This is a genomic window from Methylobacterium sp. J-078, from assembly GCF_022829285.1.
Lineage (GTDB): Bacteria > Pseudomonadota > Alphaproteobacteria > Rhizobiales > Beijerinckiaceae > Methylobacterium.
This window is the reverse complement of sequence record NZ_JAKSYI010000033.1, coordinates 1-15,153: the sequence shown is the minus strand read 5'-3', so window position 1 is coordinate 15,153 and position 15,153 is coordinate 1. Positions and strand designations below refer to the sequence as shown.

At 70.2% G+C, this 15,153-nt stretch carries 17 protein-coding genes; 9 read left to right on the top strand and 8 right to left on the bottom strand.

Features of this window, described 5'->3' with window-relative positions; translation table 11 throughout:
* The first annotated feature begins 4 nt into the window (after positions 1 to 4).
* Positions 5 to 550, top strand: a complete 546-nt coding sequence (locus MKK58_RS02500) for an adenine phosphoribosyltransferase (RefSeq protein WP_243910599.1) — start codon at positions 5 to 7, stop codon at positions 548 to 550.
* A 147-nt stretch (positions 551 to 697) separates the two neighbouring features.
* Here the strand turns inward: MKK58_RS02500 and purQ are convergent, their stop codons facing one another.
* The 5 genes from purQ to MKK58_RS02475 all read right to left on the bottom strand — a co-directional run bounded on the left by purQ (position 698) and on the right by MKK58_RS02475 (position 4,169).
* On the bottom strand, positions 698 to 1,378 hold the full coding sequence (purQ, locus tag MKK58_RS02495) for a phosphoribosylformylglycinamidine synthase subunit PurQ (protein WP_238278347.1): 681 nt from the start codon (positions 1,376 to 1,378) through the stop codon (positions 698 to 700).
* Positions 1,378 to 1,617, bottom strand: coding sequence for a phosphoribosylformylglycinamidine synthase subunit PurS (purS, locus tag MKK58_RS02490; protein WP_238278349.1), 240 nt, complete (start codon positions 1,615 to 1,617; stop codon positions 1,378 to 1,380). The genes purQ and purS overlap by 1 nt, the downstream gene beginning before the upstream one ends.
* A gap of 148 nt (positions 1,618 to 1,765) precedes the next feature.
* Positions 1,766 to 2,002, bottom strand: a complete 237-nt coding sequence (locus MKK58_RS02485) for a hypothetical protein (protein WP_243910598.1) — start codon at positions 2,000 to 2,002, stop codon at positions 1,766 to 1,768.
* A gap of 124 nt (positions 2,003 to 2,126) precedes the next feature.
* Entirely contained in the window at positions 2,127 to 2,729 is a 603-nt protein-coding gene (locus MKK58_RS02480) for an ActR/PrrA/RegA family redox response regulator transcription factor (protein ID WP_243910597.1), read from the bottom strand.
* 54 nt (positions 2,730 to 2,783) lie between these two features.
* Positions 2,784 to 4,169 (bottom strand): ActS/PrrB/RegB family redox-sensitive histidine kinase, encoded by a 1,386-nt coding sequence (locus tag MKK58_RS02475; protein ID WP_243910596.1) that lies wholly within the window; start codon positions 4,167 to 4,169, stop codon positions 2,784 to 2,786.
* 176 nt (positions 4,170 to 4,345) lie between these two features.
* On the opposite strand from MKK58_RS02475, the gene MKK58_RS02470 reads away from it, so the two are divergent.
* Together MKK58_RS02470 and MKK58_RS02465 are read left to right on the top strand one after the other, a co-directional pair.
* Positions 4,346 to 5,641 (top strand): polyhydroxyalkanoate depolymerase, encoded by a 1,296-nt coding sequence (locus MKK58_RS02470; protein WP_313899264.1) that lies wholly within the window; start codon positions 4,346 to 4,348, stop codon positions 5,639 to 5,641.
* A gap of 56 nt (positions 5,642 to 5,697) precedes the next feature.
* Complete coding sequence (locus MKK58_RS02465; protein WP_243910595.1) at positions 5,698 to 6,432, top strand: M48 family metallopeptidase; 735 nt, start codon at positions 5,698 to 5,700, stop codon at positions 6,430 to 6,432.
* A 7-nt stretch (positions 6,433 to 6,439) separates the two neighbouring features.
* Here the strand turns inward: MKK58_RS02465 and MKK58_RS02460 are convergent, their stop codons facing one another.
* The gene (locus MKK58_RS02460; RefSeq protein WP_243910594.1) at positions 6,440 to 6,817 is read right to left on the bottom strand and encodes a hypothetical protein; all 378 of its coding nucleotides are present in this window, start codon (positions 6,815 to 6,817) and stop codon (positions 6,440 to 6,442) included.
* A 191-nt stretch (positions 6,818 to 7,008) separates the two neighbouring features.
* Here MKK58_RS02460 and MKK58_RS02455 point away from each other — a divergent pair, with 191 nt between their 5' ends.
* From MKK58_RS02455 to MKK58_RS02440, 4 genes are all read left to right on the top strand, one after another.
* Positions 7,009 to 7,539, top strand: a complete 531-nt coding sequence (locus MKK58_RS02455; protein ID WP_243910650.1) for an invasion associated locus B family protein — start codon at positions 7,009 to 7,011, stop codon at positions 7,537 to 7,539.
* Between the two features lie 78 nt (positions 7,540 to 7,617).
* Complete coding sequence (locus MKK58_RS02450; protein WP_243910593.1) at positions 7,618 to 8,262, top strand: hypothetical protein; 645 nt, start codon at positions 7,618 to 7,620, stop codon at positions 8,260 to 8,262.
* A gap of 160 nt (positions 8,263 to 8,422) precedes the next feature.
* The gene (locus MKK58_RS02445) at positions 8,423 to 10,339 is read left to right on the top strand and encodes a glycosyltransferase family 2 protein (RefSeq protein ID WP_243910592.1); all 1,917 of its coding nucleotides are present in this window, start codon (positions 8,423 to 8,425) and stop codon (positions 10,337 to 10,339) included.
* On the top strand, positions 10,332 to 12,062 hold the full coding sequence (locus MKK58_RS02440) for a glycosyltransferase (RefSeq protein ID WP_279578186.1): 1,731 nt from the start codon (positions 10,332 to 10,334) through the stop codon (positions 12,060 to 12,062). The genes MKK58_RS02445 and MKK58_RS02440 overlap by 8 nt, the downstream gene beginning before the upstream one ends.
* A gap of 77 nt (positions 12,063 to 12,139) precedes the next feature.
* Here the strand turns inward: MKK58_RS02440 and purC are convergent, their stop codons facing one another.
* A complete protein-coding gene (purC, locus tag MKK58_RS02435) occupies positions 12,140 to 12,934 on the bottom strand; it encodes a phosphoribosylaminoimidazolesuccinocarboxamide synthase (RefSeq protein WP_243910591.1) in 795 nt (264 codons plus the stop codon).
* Between the two features lie 199 nt (positions 12,935 to 13,133).
* A complete protein-coding gene (gene nth / locus MKK58_RS02430; RefSeq protein WP_243910590.1) occupies positions 13,134 to 13,868 on the bottom strand; it encodes an endonuclease III in 735 nt (244 codons plus the stop codon).
* Positions 13,869 to 13,888: 20 nt separating this feature from the next.
* Here nth and MKK58_RS02425 point away from each other — a divergent pair, with 20 nt between their 5' ends.
* Both MKK58_RS02425 and MKK58_RS02420 read left to right on the top strand, forming a co-directional pair.
* Entirely contained in the window at positions 13,889 to 14,440 is a 552-nt protein-coding gene (locus MKK58_RS02425) for a DUF2244 domain-containing protein (RefSeq protein WP_409565170.1), read from the top strand.
* A 4-nt stretch (positions 14,441 to 14,444) separates the two neighbouring features.
* The gene (locus MKK58_RS02420; protein ID WP_243910588.1) at positions 14,445 to 14,954 is read left to right on the top strand and encodes a DUF3016 domain-containing protein; all 510 of its coding nucleotides are present in this window, start codon (positions 14,445 to 14,447) and stop codon (positions 14,952 to 14,954) included.
* Positions 14,955 to 15,153 lie beyond the last annotated feature (199 nt).

The window sequence follows — 15,153 nt, the reverse complement described above, 5'->3', positions numbered from 1 at the left end:
CCGCATGGAACCGCGCCGCCACATCGCGCTCAAGGACTCGATCCGCTCGATTCCGGATTACCCGAAGCCCGGCATCATCTTCCGGGACATCACCACGCTGCTCAGCGATCCCCGGGCCTTCCGGCGGGCGGTGGACGCCCTGGTGCATCCCTATGCGGGCGGGCGGATCGATCAGGTGGCGGGCATCGAGGCGCGGGGCTTCATCCTCGGCGGCGCGGTGGCGCACCAGCTCTCCTCGGGCTTCGTGCCGATCCGCAAGAAGGGCAAGCTGCCCCACAAGACCGTCTCGATCGCCTACGCGCTGGAATACGGCACCGACGAGATGGAAATCCACGTCGACGCCATCAAGCCGGGTGACCGGGTGCTGCTGGTGGACGACCTCATCGCCACCGGCGGTACGGCCTGCGCGGCGGTGAACCTGCTGCGCCGGATCGGCGCCGAGGTGGTGGCGGCCTGCTTCGTCATCGACCTGCCGGAGATCGGCGGTGCGCAGAAGCTGCGCGACCTCGACGTGCCGGTGCGGACGCTGATGGAATTCGACGGGCACTGAGGCCAGATCGATCCTTCTCCCCTCTGCGGGAGAAGGTGGCCCGCGTCAGCGGGTCGGATGAGGGGTGCGCCATATCCGGAGAGGGCTTCCCCTCTCCCGGTCACTTCGCGACCACCATTCCCCGCAGAGGGGGGAGGGTCGGATGGCTTACGCCGCCAGGCTCTCGAACAGGCCGCGCCCGTCCGTGCCGCCGACGAGATCCTCCACGAAGTTCTCCGGGTGCGGCATCAGGCCGAGCACGTTGAGCTTCTCGGAGTAGATGCCCGCGATGGAGTTCAGCGAGCCGTTGCGGTTCGCATCCACCGTCAGGTTGCCGGCGGCGTCCGAGTAGCGGAAGGCCACCCGGCCGTCGCCCTCCAGGCGCGCAATGGTGTCGGCATCCGCGAAGTAGTTACCCTCGCCGTGCGCCACGCAGACGTCGATCACCTGGTTCGGCGCGTAGGCCGAGGTGAACCGCGTGTCGGCCCGCTCCACCCGGAGCAACTGGCGATGGCAGATGAAGCGCCGGTCGACGTTGCGCATCAGCACGCCGGGCAAGAGGCCCGATTCGCACAGGATCTGAAAACCGTTGCAGATGCCGAGCACGAGGCCACCCCGCGCCGCGTGGGCGCGCACCGCGTCCATCGCCGCCGCGCGGCCCGCGATGGCGCCGCAGCGCAGATAATCGCCGTAGGAGAAACCGCCGGGCAGCACGGCGAGATCGGTGCCGGCCGGCAACGCGGTGTCGGCGTGCCAGACCTTGACGACCTCGGCCCCCGATCGGGTTAGGGCCCGGGCCACGTCCGCGTCGCGGTTGGAGCCCGGGAAGACGATGATGGCGGCGCGCATCAGGCGATCTCGATGGCGTAGTTCTCGACGACGGTGTTGGCGAGAAGCTTCTCGCAGGCGCTCTTCAGGGTCGCCTCGGCCGCCGCGCGGTCGTCGCCCGCGATCTCGACGTCGAAGACCTTACCCTGGCGCACGCCGTCGATGCCGGTGAGGCCGAAGGACGTCAGGGCCGCTTCGATCGCCTTGCCCTGCGGGTCCAGCACGCCGGTCTTCAGGGTGACGATGATGCGTGCTTTCATGGGATCGGACTCGATCTGATGTCGGGGCACCCCGGCTCGGGTCAGGGCACCCTGGCGATAATCGGGAAATGCGCCTCAGGCAACGCGAAACGGCCCCGGGGCCGCCGGACCCAGGAAGGATCGGCGGATCGATCCGCCCCGACCGCGCTCAGCGCGTCTTCGAGGCGGAATCGCGCAGGGGCTCGATGCTGGTGGCCCGGCGCCACAATTGCAGCATCACCCAGGCCGCCCCGACGCTGAAGACGGCCATCAGCACGTGGCCGACCGTGTCCCCGAGGTCAAACAGTCCGGCCAGCGCCCAGCCCGCCGCGATCGCGACGGCGAAGACTTCCGTGCCGACGAGCACCATCATGCTGAGGATGGTGATGAGGTTGCGCGTGTTCACAGCTGACTCGTCCCATGGCCGGTCCGGCGCTCAGGCTTCCCCGGCGCCGAACGGAGAAAGGGCGACGTAGCGCGAACCGCATCGGTCGCGCAACGTCGCCCTTCCGGTTCGTCGAGGCCTGACCTCAGCGCGGGGCGCGCTTGGCCAGGATGCGCTGGAGGGTCCGGCGGTGCATGTTCAGGCGTCGCGCCGTCTCCGAGACGTTGCGACCGCAGAGTTCGTAGACGCGCTGGATGTGCTCCCAACGCACCCGGTCGGCCGACATGGGGTTCTCGGGCGGGTCGGCCCGCTCGCCGGGCTGCGCCATGAGCGTGCCGTGGATCTCGTCCGCGTCGGCGGGCTTGGCGAGGTAGTCGAAGGCGCCGAGCTTCACCGCCGTGACGGCGGTCGCGATGTTGCCGTAACCCGTCAGGATGACGCCGCGCGCCTCGGGTCGGCGTTCCTTCAGGCGGGCGATCACGTCGAGGCCGTTGCCGTCCCCGAGCCGCATGTCGATGACGGCGAAGGCGGGCGGTCGCGCGTCGACCATGGAGACGCCGTCGGCGACGCTCTCGGCCACCTGCACTTCGTAGCCGCGCATCTCCATGGCGCGGGCGAGCCGCGTCGAGAAGGGCTTGTCGTCGTCGACGATCAACAGGGTGCGGTCGGCAAAGGCCGCGAGGGGATCGTTGTCGGCAAGCTGCGCGATGTCGGCGCCGGGCGCCGTGGTTCCAGTCTGCGTCAGCATCCGACGCTCCTCCGTGATTCCTGATCGATCGTCGTCTGAGTTCTCATTGCTGCATTATATAGGTGACGCACTGGTTTCGGTTAGGGGTTGCGGACGACTCAATTGCGCGTGATGCAGCGTGATCGCGTCCCGCTCGAAGATGTGGCGGGCCCAGCTGATTCGCACCACGGCGCCCGTGGCGCCGGATTGCGAGGCGTTCGACAACGTCAACTGCGCACCGGAGCGTTCGATCAGGGTCTTGGCAATGAAGAGACCGAGGCCGAGGCCCGCGCCCGTGCTGTCGGGACTGCGCGAGCGGTCGGGGCTGCGGGTGGTCACGTAGGGTTCGCCTGCCCGGAGCAGAACTTCGCTGGAGAAGCCGGGGCCGTCGTCGCGGATCTCGAGCCAGACCCGCTCCAGGGTCCAGCGCGCCTCGATCACGACCCGCGCGCTCGCGAAGTCTACGGCATTGTCGACGATGTTGCCGAGCCCGAACATCACGCCCGGATTGCGCCGGCATACCGGCTCCGGCCCGTCGCCGTGGTTCGAGACGTCGAGGAGGATGCCCATGGCGCGCTGGGGCTCCACCAGTTCCTCCACGAGGTGGCTGAGACTCACTGTCTGGAGGAAGCCGGCCTCGTCGCTGTCCAGCGAGGTCAGCTTCGCGAGGATGCCGCGGCAGCGGTCGACCTGATCGCGCAGCAGCGCGAGGTCCTCGCGCACGGCCGGGCTGGCGGTGGTCGCGAGCTGCCGGGTCAGTTCCTTCGTCACCACCATGATGGTGCCCAGCGGCGTGCCGAGTTCGTGGGCGGCGGCCGCCGCGAGGCCGTCGAGCTGCGACAGGTGCTGCTCGCGGGCGAGCACGAGCTCGGTGGCGGCCAGGGCCTGGGCGAGCTGGCGCGTCTCCTCCGCCACCTTCCAGGCGTAGACGCCCGTGAAGGCGGTGCCGAGCAGGATCGCGGTCCAGATGCCGGAGATGTAGAGGAACGGCAGTTCGAGCCGTCCGTCCGCGAACCAGGGCAGCGGGCGGTGCACCAGGGCCAGGAGGGTGGCGAGACCGATGGCGAGAAGCCCGAGGGCGAGCGTCCGTTCCGGCGGCAGGGCGGTGGCCGAGATCAGCACGGGCGCCAGGAACAAGAGCGAGAACGGGTTCTGCAGTCCCCCCGTGAGGAACAGCAGGGCGGCGAGCTGGATGATGTCGAACGCGAGCAGCAGGGCAGCCGAATCGTCGCTGAGGCGGTAGCTCGCCGGGAAGCGGATGCGCAGCGCCAGGTTCAGCCAGGACGAGGTTGCGATGACGAGGAAGCACCAGCCGAAGGGGAGGGGCAGCCCCAGGCCGAACTGCGCGCCCACCACCGCCGCACTCTGGCCGGTGATCGCGAGCCAGCGCAGCCGCACGAACGTGTCGAGACGCAGGTGGCGGGCGTCGCGGACGAAGCCGCTGGTGCTCATGTCGATCATGTCCCGGAAACGATAGGGCCTGGTTGTCTCGCGTCCATCCCCGGATCGGCGTTGCATGGCGCTCGCGGCGATTGCATTTGCTCTCAATCGAAGGGAACGAAGGCCGGGGATTCGGTCCGGACCGGTGCGTCGCGCGCCGCACGGACCACGGCACCGGCACAAGGGGGGAGCGGCGCGTGAACCTGTCCTATTACTGGTATGAGGCGGCCCGGATCATGACCACGCCGGCGCGCCTCGTCGCCGACATGGCCAAGCACAGCTTGCAGAATCCCGCCAATCCGCTGGCCTATTCCCCCTACGCGCGCTCGGTGGCGGCGGCCTGCGAGATGTTCGAGCGGGTGACCCGGCGCTACGGCAAGCCGAGCTTCGGCCTCGCCACCACGCAGGTGGACGGGGTCAGCGTGCCGGTGAGCGAGCGCGTGGTCTGGGAGCGCCCGTTCTGCCGCATCGTCACCTTCGACCGAGGCTTCGTGCACGGCCCCGCCGAAGCACAACCCAAGCTCCTGATCGTGGCGCCCATGTCGGGCCACTATGCCACGCTTCTGCGGGGCACCGTCGAGGCGATGCTGCCGAGCCATCAGGTCTTCATCACCGACTGGATCGACGCCCGCATGGTGCCTCTCACGGCCGGGCGCTTCGATCTGGGCACGTACATCGATTACCTGCTAGACGCCTTCCGCGACCTGGGGCCCGATCTCCACGTCATGGCCGTGTGCCAGCCCGCGGTCCCGGTCCTGGCCGCGATCGCCGTGATGGAGGCGCAGGGCTACGAGCCGGTGCCGCGCTCGATGACCCTGATGGGCGGGCCCATCGACACCCGCCGCTCCCCCACCGCCGTGAACTGCCTCGCTCAGGAGCGCGGCACGGCCTGGTTCGAGCGCAACTGCATCACCACCGTGCCGGCCGGGTATCCGGGGGCTTGGCGCAGCGTCTATCCGGGCTTCTTCCAGCTCTCGGGCTTCATGGCCATGAACCTCGACCGGCACGTCAACGCCCATACGGAGATGTTCGACCATCTCGTGAAGGGCGACGGCGATTCCGCGGAGAAGCACCGCGAGTTCTACGACGAGTACCTCGCGGTGATGGACCTCACCGCCGAGTTCTACCTCCAGACCGTAAAGACGGTCTTCGTCGACCACGCCCTGCCGCAGGGCACGATGATCCATCGGGGGGCCCGCGTGGATCTCTCCGCCATTCGCACCTGCGCGATCCTCGCCGTCGAGGGCGAGAACGACGACATCTCCGGCGTCGGCCAGACGCTGGCGGCCCTGGACCTGACGCCGAACCTGCCCGCCGAGCGGAAGGCCTATCACCTGCAGACGGGGGTCGGGCATTACGGCGTCTTCAACGGCTCGCGCTACCGCACCGTGATTGCGCCCCGGATCGCCGCGTTCATCCGCGCGATGGCGGGCCCCGGCGAGACGAAGGCGATCGCCCAGCAGCCCGAATCCGCCGCGGTCGATCAGACCTGAGGACGGAGCCGCCGGGATCGATGGCGGAGCCCCGCGACAGCCGCTAAGCTGACGCCATGCGATTGGCATTGCTGCGCGGGGCGGACCCGGATCACCTCGACATCGTGCATGCGGGCGAGACCCTGCGCGTCTTGATTCGGCGCAGGCCCACCGCCCGCCGTCTGACCCTGCGCGTGTCGAGCGCGACCGGCGAGGTCGTGATGACCCTGCCGACGCGAACCTCGGTCGCCGTCGCCCGGACCTTCGCGGTCAGCCACGGTGGCTGGATCGCGGCCCGCCTCGCCAAGATGCCCGAGCGGGTGCTCTTCACCGCCGATGCCGTGTTGCCGGTGCGGGGCGTGCCCCACCGAATCATGCATCGCGCCGCGCGCAGCGGTGCGACCCGGTTCGAGACGGTGGCGGACGCGCCCGTGATATCGGTGGCCTGCGACGCGCCCCATATCGGGCGCCGGGTCGCGGATTTCCTCAAGCGGGAGGCCCAGCGCGACATCGTCGAGGCCGTGGCCCGCTACACGGACAAGCTCGGTCAGGGCCCGACCCGGATCACCCTGCGGGACACCCGGAGCCGCTGGGGCTCCTGCACGGCCCGGGGCGAACTCAACTTCTCCTGGCGCCTGATCCTGGCGCCCCCACTGGTGCTCGACTACCTCGTCGCCCACGAGATGGGCCACCTGCGCGAGATGAACCATTCCCAGCGCTTCTGGACCCTCGTCGGTTCGCTCTGCCCGCACGTGGACGAGGCCGAGCGCTGGCTGAAGCGCAACGGCGCCGGCCTGCACCGTTACGGCTGAGCGTGCTTCAACCCCGCGCGCGCAGCACCTTGCTGCGCACCACGCGCTCGGCGGGCCAGGTCGGGCGCGGATCGACGTCGCCGGGGTTCAGGGTGCGGGGCGCCACGCCGTCGCACACCTCGCGCTGGCGCAGGATCACCGGCTGGCCGAACTCGTCCCGGCGCCGGATGATGCCGCCGTCGCGGCAGAAACCCGCAATTTCCGCCGAAGAACCGCGGCGGCGCCCGCCGGGCGTACGCTGAACCGGCCGGTGCTCGATCACCAGGGGCCCGTCGCGGTTCAGGGAGCGTTCGACATAGGTGGTCTCGTTCACCGGCAGGGGCTCGGCCAAGGCCGGACCGGCGAACTCGAGGGCGGCGAGGAGGAGGGAGGCGCGGAGTCGCATGGATTCGTCCGTTGGCGGGCAAGCGTGACGGTCAGCACTAGAGGCTGTACGCGCGGCGCGATAGTCGGTTCCCGGGCGCGGGCTTCGCTTGACAGTCGAGGGCCGAGCATGGTCGGAACACCCGTGTTTTCGGTTAACAGCTCGCGGGGCGGCGGGCCATGCGAGAGGATCGACGCGTGGGGTCTGGTGGAATGGTGCAGCGCGCACGCGGCCTGGTCGCCCGGGGTGTCGCGGCAGGCGCGCTCGGTGCACTTCTGCTGCTCGGGGGCTTCGCTCCGCAGGGCGCATCGGCGCAGGGCATGGTGCGCAACACCTTCGGCGACTGGCAGCTGCGCTGCGAGACGCCGGCCGGCGCGAAGGCCGAGCAATGCGCCATGGTGCAGTACCTCGCGGCGGAGGACCGGCCGAACCTCACCCTCGTGGTGATCGTGCTCAAGACCGCCGACAATCGCGGCTACCTGCTGCGGGTGGTGGCTCCGCTCGGCGTGCTGCTGCCCTCGGGCCTCGGGCTCAAGATCGACAAGACGGATGTCGGACGCGCCGGTTTCGTGCGCTGCCTGACCACGGGCTGTGTCGCCGAGGTCGTGATGGATGACGGTCTGGTCAAGCAGTTCAGCGGCGGCGCCCAGGCGACCTTCATCGTCTTCCAGACCCCGGAGGAGGGGGTCGGCATTCCGCTCTCGATGAAGGGCTTCGCACAGGGCTTCGAGAACCTGAAGTGAGGGGCCGGCCTGGGCGCGCAAGAACCCTTGGCGCGCAAGAACCCTGGGCACGCAAGGACACGAAGACGGGATCCGAGCATGGGCAACAACATCCTGGGCGTGCGGAACATCCTCGCGGCTGTCGTCGTGGCCGGCCTCGGCGCGTCCCCGCTGCGGGCGGAGGAGGGGAATTTCCTCACCAACATGTTCAAGTACGGCGGCACCACCGTACCGCCGTCCCAGCCGGCCGACAGCGAGCCGCCCTATTGCCCGACCGTGACGGTGCCCGAGGGGGGCGCGGCGATCCAGGTCTACGGCGGCCGCAGCGGTGACGGTGCCAACCTCCGCCACCAGATCACCCTCGGACGGGTGGCGCGCGAATGTAACCGCCTGCAGGACGGGACCCTGAGCGTGAAGGTCGGCGTCGAGGGTCAGGTGCTCCTCGGGCCTGTCGGCGCGCCCGGCCGCTTCGAGGCCCCCGTCTCCTTCGCGATCAAGGTCGGCGACAAGGCGATCGTCGCGCGCCAGCGGCGCGTCGCAATCCAGGTCCCGGCCGGGCAGGCGCAGGGCCTGTTCTCCCTGGTGGAGGACAACCTCATCGTGCCGGCGGCCATGAGCCAGAACTACGACATCGAGGTCCGGCTCGGCGCGGCGCCGAAGGCCGTCGCGGCCCCCAAGAACCGCAAGGCGTCACCGACCTCCGAGGAGCGCGTCGCGACGCCGGCCAAGGAAACCGCGGAGTGAGCGGCGACCGCGCCTCGCCGCTCCGCGCCCCGTCGTTCCGTCGGGTGCCGTCCTGAACGCAGCATCGGGCCGGAGCGTCGCGTTCACCCTCGAGCCCCAGGACGATCCGACCTTCGACCGGCGCCTCGTCCTGACGCGACCGGCGCGGGCATGCTGGATCGTGCTGACCTATCGCGGCGATCCGGTGGCCCGGCCCCTGCGCCCGCTCCTGCGCCTGACGCGGCACGACGGGCGGCGCGAGACCTTCGTGCTTCCGGGCCCGGTTCTCGGCGCGGCGCAGTGGCTCGGATACCTGCCGGCGGATTGCGCCGGGCTCGAACTCGCCACGGACCGCCGCAGCGGCTTCGTGCTGGAGCGGGTCGGCCTACGCGGCTCCGCGCAGGTTCTGGCCGAGTGTCTGCGCAGGCGCCCACTTCGCGCCGTGGCGGCGGTCTTCAACGCTCTGCGCCGCGATGAGCGCCGGTTCCGCGACATCCTGCGCGGAAGCTGCGGCGTCACGCCCCTCGATCGCTACGCGATCTGGGCCAGGGCCCGGGCGCGCGCCGAGACCGCGCCGGTCCCCATGGCGCCGGTGCTGCGCCTGATCCTGCCGGCGACCCCGGGGAAGTCGGAAGCGATCGAAGCCACCCTCGACAGCGTTCGGGCCCAGAGCTTCACCGCCTGGACGCTCGTGCTCGCCGAGACGGAAGCCGACCCCGCGCGCAAGCTTACCGATGCCCGGATGACGCGGCGAGCCTGGTCGGAGACCGCATCACTCGGCAGCCTCGCGGGTCGAGCGGACGCGGTGGTCCTGCTCGAGCCGGGCGACCGCCTCGATCCCGATGCCCTGGCGACCCTCGCGCACGCGCGGCTCGACGCGGCGGAGCCCGAACTCGTCTACGCTGACGCGGTGATCGAGGGCGCTCCGGCGACCCCTCGGCTGAAGCCCGACTGGAGCCCGGATCTCGCCCGCGTCAGCGCCTATCCGGGCACGCCGATCCTCTACGCGGGTGAGTTGCTCCAGCGCCTGGCGACCATGCCCCTGGGCGAGCCGGACACGCTGCCGCTGCGTCTCCTCCTCGAAGCCGCCGCCGAGGTGGCGCCGGACCGTGTCTCTCACATCCCGCGGGTCCTGGCCCGGCAGGCCGCCCCTGATTCGGCGGAGGCGGGCCAGCATGCCGCGATCCTTGCCCACCACCTCGCCGCGCGGGGCGCGCCCGCCCGTGTCGCGACGAATGCCGGCGGCTTCGACCTGCTCTGGCCGTTGCCGGCGCCGGCGCTGCTGGTCAGCGTCATCATCCCCTCGCGCGACCGGCTCGACCTGATTCGAAGGTCGAGCGACGACGTGCTGAACGCGACCGCCTACCCGGCGCTCGAACTCGTGATCGTCGACAACGGCTCCACCGACCCGGCCGTCCTCGCCCATTACGAGATCCTAAGCCGAGACCCCCGCGTGACGATCCACGCGGCACCAGGCCCGTTCAACTTCTCGGCCCTGATCAATGCCGGCGTCGCGGTCTCACGCGGCGCGGTCGTGGTCCTGCTCAACAACGACGTCGCGGTGCTGCGCGAGGATTGGCTCGAGGCCCTGGTCCGGCAGGCCTGCCGCCCGGAGGTGGGGGCCGTCGGCGCCAAGCTCCTCTACGGGGACGGCACCCTGCAGCATGCCGGCGTCGTCGTCGGCCTCGGCGGCCGGGCCGGCCACATCCTGCGCCGCCGCCCGGCCGACACGGCCGGCCATCTCGGGCGCCTGCGCGTCGCGCACGAAGTCTCCGCCGTCACCGCCGCCTGCCTCGCCGTGGAGCGCCGCAAGTTCGACGCGGTGGGCGGCCTCGACGCCGAGACCTTCGCGGTCGATTTCAACGACGTCGATTTCTGCCTGCGCCTCGGCGCGGCCGGCTACCGGACGATCTGGACCCCGCGCGCCGTGCTGGCCCACCTCGAATCCACCAGCCGAGGCCCCGCTTTGGGGCCGGCCCGCGCACGCTTCGAGGCTGAGGCCGAGGCGTTCGTGGCGCGCTGGCGCGACACGATCCGGCACGATCCGTTCTACCATCCCGGTCTCTCCCTCACGACGTTCGGGGAAGACCTTGAGTGAGGCATGCCCCCCGGGGTCGGGCGCCTCGGCCGACGTGGAGCCGGCCCTGCACTTCGCGTCCTCTTCAGTGGCCGCGCCGAGGCGTTGGGCGCGCGCGATCAGGCTCCTCGCCGGCGCCCCCCGCGACACGGCTGCGATCCTCCGCGCCCGCCTCACCGGACGGCGCGTGCGGGCCGCGCAACGCCTCGCCGCCCTGCTCGGCCTCGATCATCGCGGCCTCTGGTGTTCGTCCTCCCGGCTGATCCGGCTTATGCCGGCACCGCGGGGTGGTGGAGGGGGGCCCGCTCAGGCGCCGGGCGTGGACGTCCGGTGCGCGCGCGCGGGCGACCTCGACGGACCCGCGCCGCTGGTGATCCTCACGGCCCCGGGTCACGGGCTCCTGCCCGGCGCGGCGGCCCAGTTCCAGGCGGCGTTCGCCGACGAACCCACCCGCCAGGCGATCTACGGCGATGCCCTCCTCATCCGCCCGGACGGCGCCGCGATGCCGCTCCTGCGTCCGGCCTTCGACCGCGACTACCTGATGGCCGTCGATTACATCGGACCGGTCGTCGCCCTGCGGCGAAGCGGCCTCGCCGCCCTCGGCGAGACCTCGGAGGTTCCTGCCCGCCACCGGGCGACGGACCTGATCCTGCGCCTCGCCGATCGCTTCGGAGCCGGGGCCATCGGCCACCTGCCGCGACCGGTCTCGCAATCGACCCTCGCTCCGGACCCGACGCTTCATGCCGCCGCGCCGGAAGGGGAGGGGGCCCGGTCCGCGCGCCACGCCGTCATTCGGACGGCCCTCGACCGGGCCGGGATGGGCGGCGTCGCCATCGAGGCCGGGCGCGACGGCATCCTCACCCTGCGCCATCCGCTGCCCGCGGAGCCCCCCCTGGTCAGCCTCATCGTGCCGACGCGCGACCGCCTCGATCTCCTGCGTCCCTGCATCGACAGCCTGCTAAACCGCACGGACTGGCGGCCCCGCGAGATCCTGATCTGCGACAACGGCAGCGCCGAGCCCGAGACCCACCGCTACTTCCGCGACCTTACAGAGCGGGAGTTCGCCCGGATCGTGCCCTGCGACGGGCCGTTCGACTTCGCCGCCATGAACAACGCCGCGGCGCGCCTCGCGCGAGGCCGCGTCCTCGCCTTCGTCAACAACGACGTCGCGACCCGGCAGCCGGACTGGCTGGAGCGTCTGGTGCGCGAGGCCCTGCGTCCGGATGTCGGTGCGGTGGGCGCCAAGCTCGTCGATGGGCAGGGCCGCATCCAGCACGGCGGCGTGCTCCTCGGGCCGGGCGGCCTCGTGACCCACGCCCATCGCCACTTTCCCGAGTCTGCCCCCGGATACCTCGCGGCCTTGAGCGCCACGCGGGCGGTCTCGGCGGTCACGGCGGCCTGCCTGGTGGTGGAGGCGGAAAAATTCGCGGCGGTCGGGGGCTTCGACGGGCAAGCCTTCGCCGTCGATTTCAACGACGTCGACTTCTGCCTGCGCCTGAACGCGGCCGGCTACCGGACCCTGTTCGTCCCGGGCGCGGTCCTCGACCACTTCGAGGCCGCCAGCCGGCGCTGGACCCCGGAGGCCTTGGCCCGCCACCAGCGCGAGGTCGCGGCTCTGAAACGGCGATGGGGGCCGCTGCTCGCGCAGGACCCCCATTATCACCCGGGCTTCGACCCCGATCTCGGCAGCTACGCCCGGTTGCGCCTGGACTGGCCCGGCGCCTGTCCGGTCAGCCCGCGCTGAGGCGTCCCGAGGCGTATCTACGCGTTACCCGCGCGCCGAGCGATCCGATTCCCGCGCCGACGACGCGGGAGACCGGCTCACTGGACGAGGCGCGGCCCGCCAGTCTGCACCTTCTCGTTCTCGGACATGATGCCAAGGCGCTTGGCGACTTCCGTGTAGGCCTCGATCAGGCCGCCGAGATCCTTGCGAAAGCGGTCCTTGTCGAGCTTGTCCGACGACTTGATGTCCCACAGGCGGCAGGAATCCGGGGAGATCTCGTCGGCCACGACGATGCGCATCATGTCGCCTTCCCAGAGGCGGCCGGTCTCGATCTTGAAGTCCACGAGGCGGATGCCGACGCCGAGGAAGAGCCCGGACAGGAAGTCGTTGACCCGGATGGCCAGCGCCATGATGTCGTCGATCTCCTGGGGGGTCGCCCAGCCGAAGGCCGTGATGTGCTCTTCCGACACCATCGGGTCGTTGAGCGCGTCGTTCTTGTAGTAGAACTCGATGATCGAGCGCGGTAGCTGCGTGCCTTCCTCGAGGCCGAGGCGGGTCGCGAGCGAGCCCGCCGCGACGTTGCGCACCACCACCTCGAGGGGGATGATTTCGACTTCCCGGATCAGCTGCTCGCGCATGTTGAGGCGGCGGATGAAGTGCGTCGGCACGCCGATGTCGTTCAGGTGCGAGAAGACGAACTCCGAGATCCGGTTGTTCAGCACACCCTTGCCGTCGATGACGTCGTGCTTCTGCGCGTTGAAGGCGGTGGCATCATCCTTGAAGTGCTGGATGAGCGTTCCCGGCTCCGGACCCTCGTAGAGGACCTTCGCCTTGCCCTCGTAGATGCGACGGCGGCGGTTCATAGGCGTGTACCGTGGTTTGAGGAAGTCCATGGGCCGTGACTCCTTCGGGCTGGACGATGCGGAATCCGCGGCGTGGCGGCCTGTTGGGGGAGGCCGGGCCGAGAGACACGTCGTACGCCGAAAGCCTCCGCGACCGTGGCGCAAACTACCCGAAGCCGGTTGGCAGCACAACGCGTTAGCCCGGGGGCGAGGCGTTGGCCCCCGTCCGCACCGCCGGGGCGGCCCCCGATCAGGGGGGCGGCGTCTTGGCTGGAAACCGGCAGAGATCGGCGATCGGGCAGCGGTAGCACTCGGGCTTGCGGGCCTTGCAGACGTAGCGCCCGAACAGGATCAGCCAGTGGTGGGCGTTGAGCCGGTAGGGCGCCGGCACGAGGGCCTCCAGGCCGGCTTGGACCTTGTCCGTCGTAGCCGCCACCACCAGGGGAATCCGGTTCGAGACCCGGAAGATATGGGTGTCGACCGCGATGGTCTCCTCCCCAAAGGCGACGTTGCGCACCACGCTCGCGGTCTTGGTGCCGACGCCGGGCAGCACCTCCAGGTCTTCGCGCCGCCGCGGCACCGCGCCGCCATGCTGTTCCACGAGGATGCGCGAGAGCGCGATGACGTTCTTCGCCTTGGTGTTGAACAGTCCGATCGTGCGGATGAAGTCCCGCACCCGGTCCTCGCCCAGCGCCAGCATCGCTTCCGGCGTATCTGCGATCGCGAAGAGTGGGGCGGTGGCGAGGTTCACGCTCCGGTCCGTCGCCTGGGCGGACAGCACGACCGCCACCAGCAGGGTGAAAGGGTTCTGGAATTCCAGTTCCGCGCGGGGCTCCGGATTGGCCGCCGACAACCGCGCGAAGATCTCCGCAACGGCCTCCGGTCCCACCGGTTCGGGCGCGGTCGGCGCCTCTGCGACGATCGGCGCGGAAAGACGCGCGGAGATCGGCGATTTCCGCGGTTTGGTCGGCTGTCGGGTTCGCATCCGCGCGTTATATGCGATGCATGGCGAGCGGCAATCATCAGGACCCCCGCACAGGCATGCCGGCGACGGGTCTGCACCCGGACGGGCTGGATCCCGACAGCATGGATCGGCCGGTCTTTCGAGCGACTATCCGGCCTCACCAATCCCTCACCCACGAGGGCTTCCGCATCGTGATGGCGCTGTGCTGCGCCGTCTCCCTCGTGACTTCGGTCGCCTGCGTGAAGGCCGGATACTGGCCGGTGGCAGGCTTCTTCGGCCTCGACATGCTGGCGCTCTACGTGGCGCTGAGGGTGAGCTTCCGGCGCGGGCGCTCCTTCGAGGAGGTCGTGATCTCGCCGATCGAGGTGATGCTCGCGCGGGTGACCCATCGCGGCGAGCGCCGCGAATGGCGCTTCAATCCGCTCTGGACCAAGCTGACCAAGGTCGAGGACGAGGAATACGGCATGCAGAGCCTCACCCTCGTGTCGCGCAAGGAGTTCGTGGTCGTCGCTCGCGATGCCTCGCCTCCCGAGCGGCAGGTCATCGCCGATGGGCTGACCCGCGCCCTCGCGCAGGTGAAGCGGGGATACTGAAGACATGGCGGTCCATCGTTTGTTCCGCCATGCCGCGATGCTGATAGGGCTTCTTGCGAGCAGCGCAGGGCCCGTCGCGAGCACTCCGACCGCGCGGGTGGCGGTGAACTTCGTTGCGCCCGAGCGCTACACGGATGCGGGTGACCGCTTCGGCGCGGGGCCTGGGCTTCGCGTCACGCTCGCGGAGATCCGACGCATCATCGAAGGGGCGGCGCTGCGTGCGATGGCGCCGGGCGACGACCTTCGCGTCGACGTGCTGGACATCGATCTGGCGGGCTTCGCGCATCCGGGCCTGTCCCCGGTCTCGGCACCACGTGTGGTGAGCGACGTGACGCCGCCGGCCTTCCGCCTGCGCTACGATCTGCGGCGGGGCGGTCGCCGGATCGCCGGCGGGGACGAACGGGTGAGCGACATGAACTTCCTGTTCGGCGCCCGCGCGAACCGGTCCGGGGCCTTCGCGTACGAGGAAGCGCTCCTGCGGGACTGGGCCAGGAAGCGCCTGACGCCGCAGTGATCGGCAGCGGCGAATCTAGCCAAATCGCGGGAAAACGCGGCGCTCCGCGAATTCGTGCTTGACGTGTTACACGTTCGTCCGTATATCGCTGTTCATCGGCGAGCGGCCACGTTGTGAGCGGCTTGTTTTGGCATCTCCTGTACTGATGAGGGCTTGGGTCCGGGTTTCCGGGCGCGGACCTATCGGTTTGTGGGTGTTT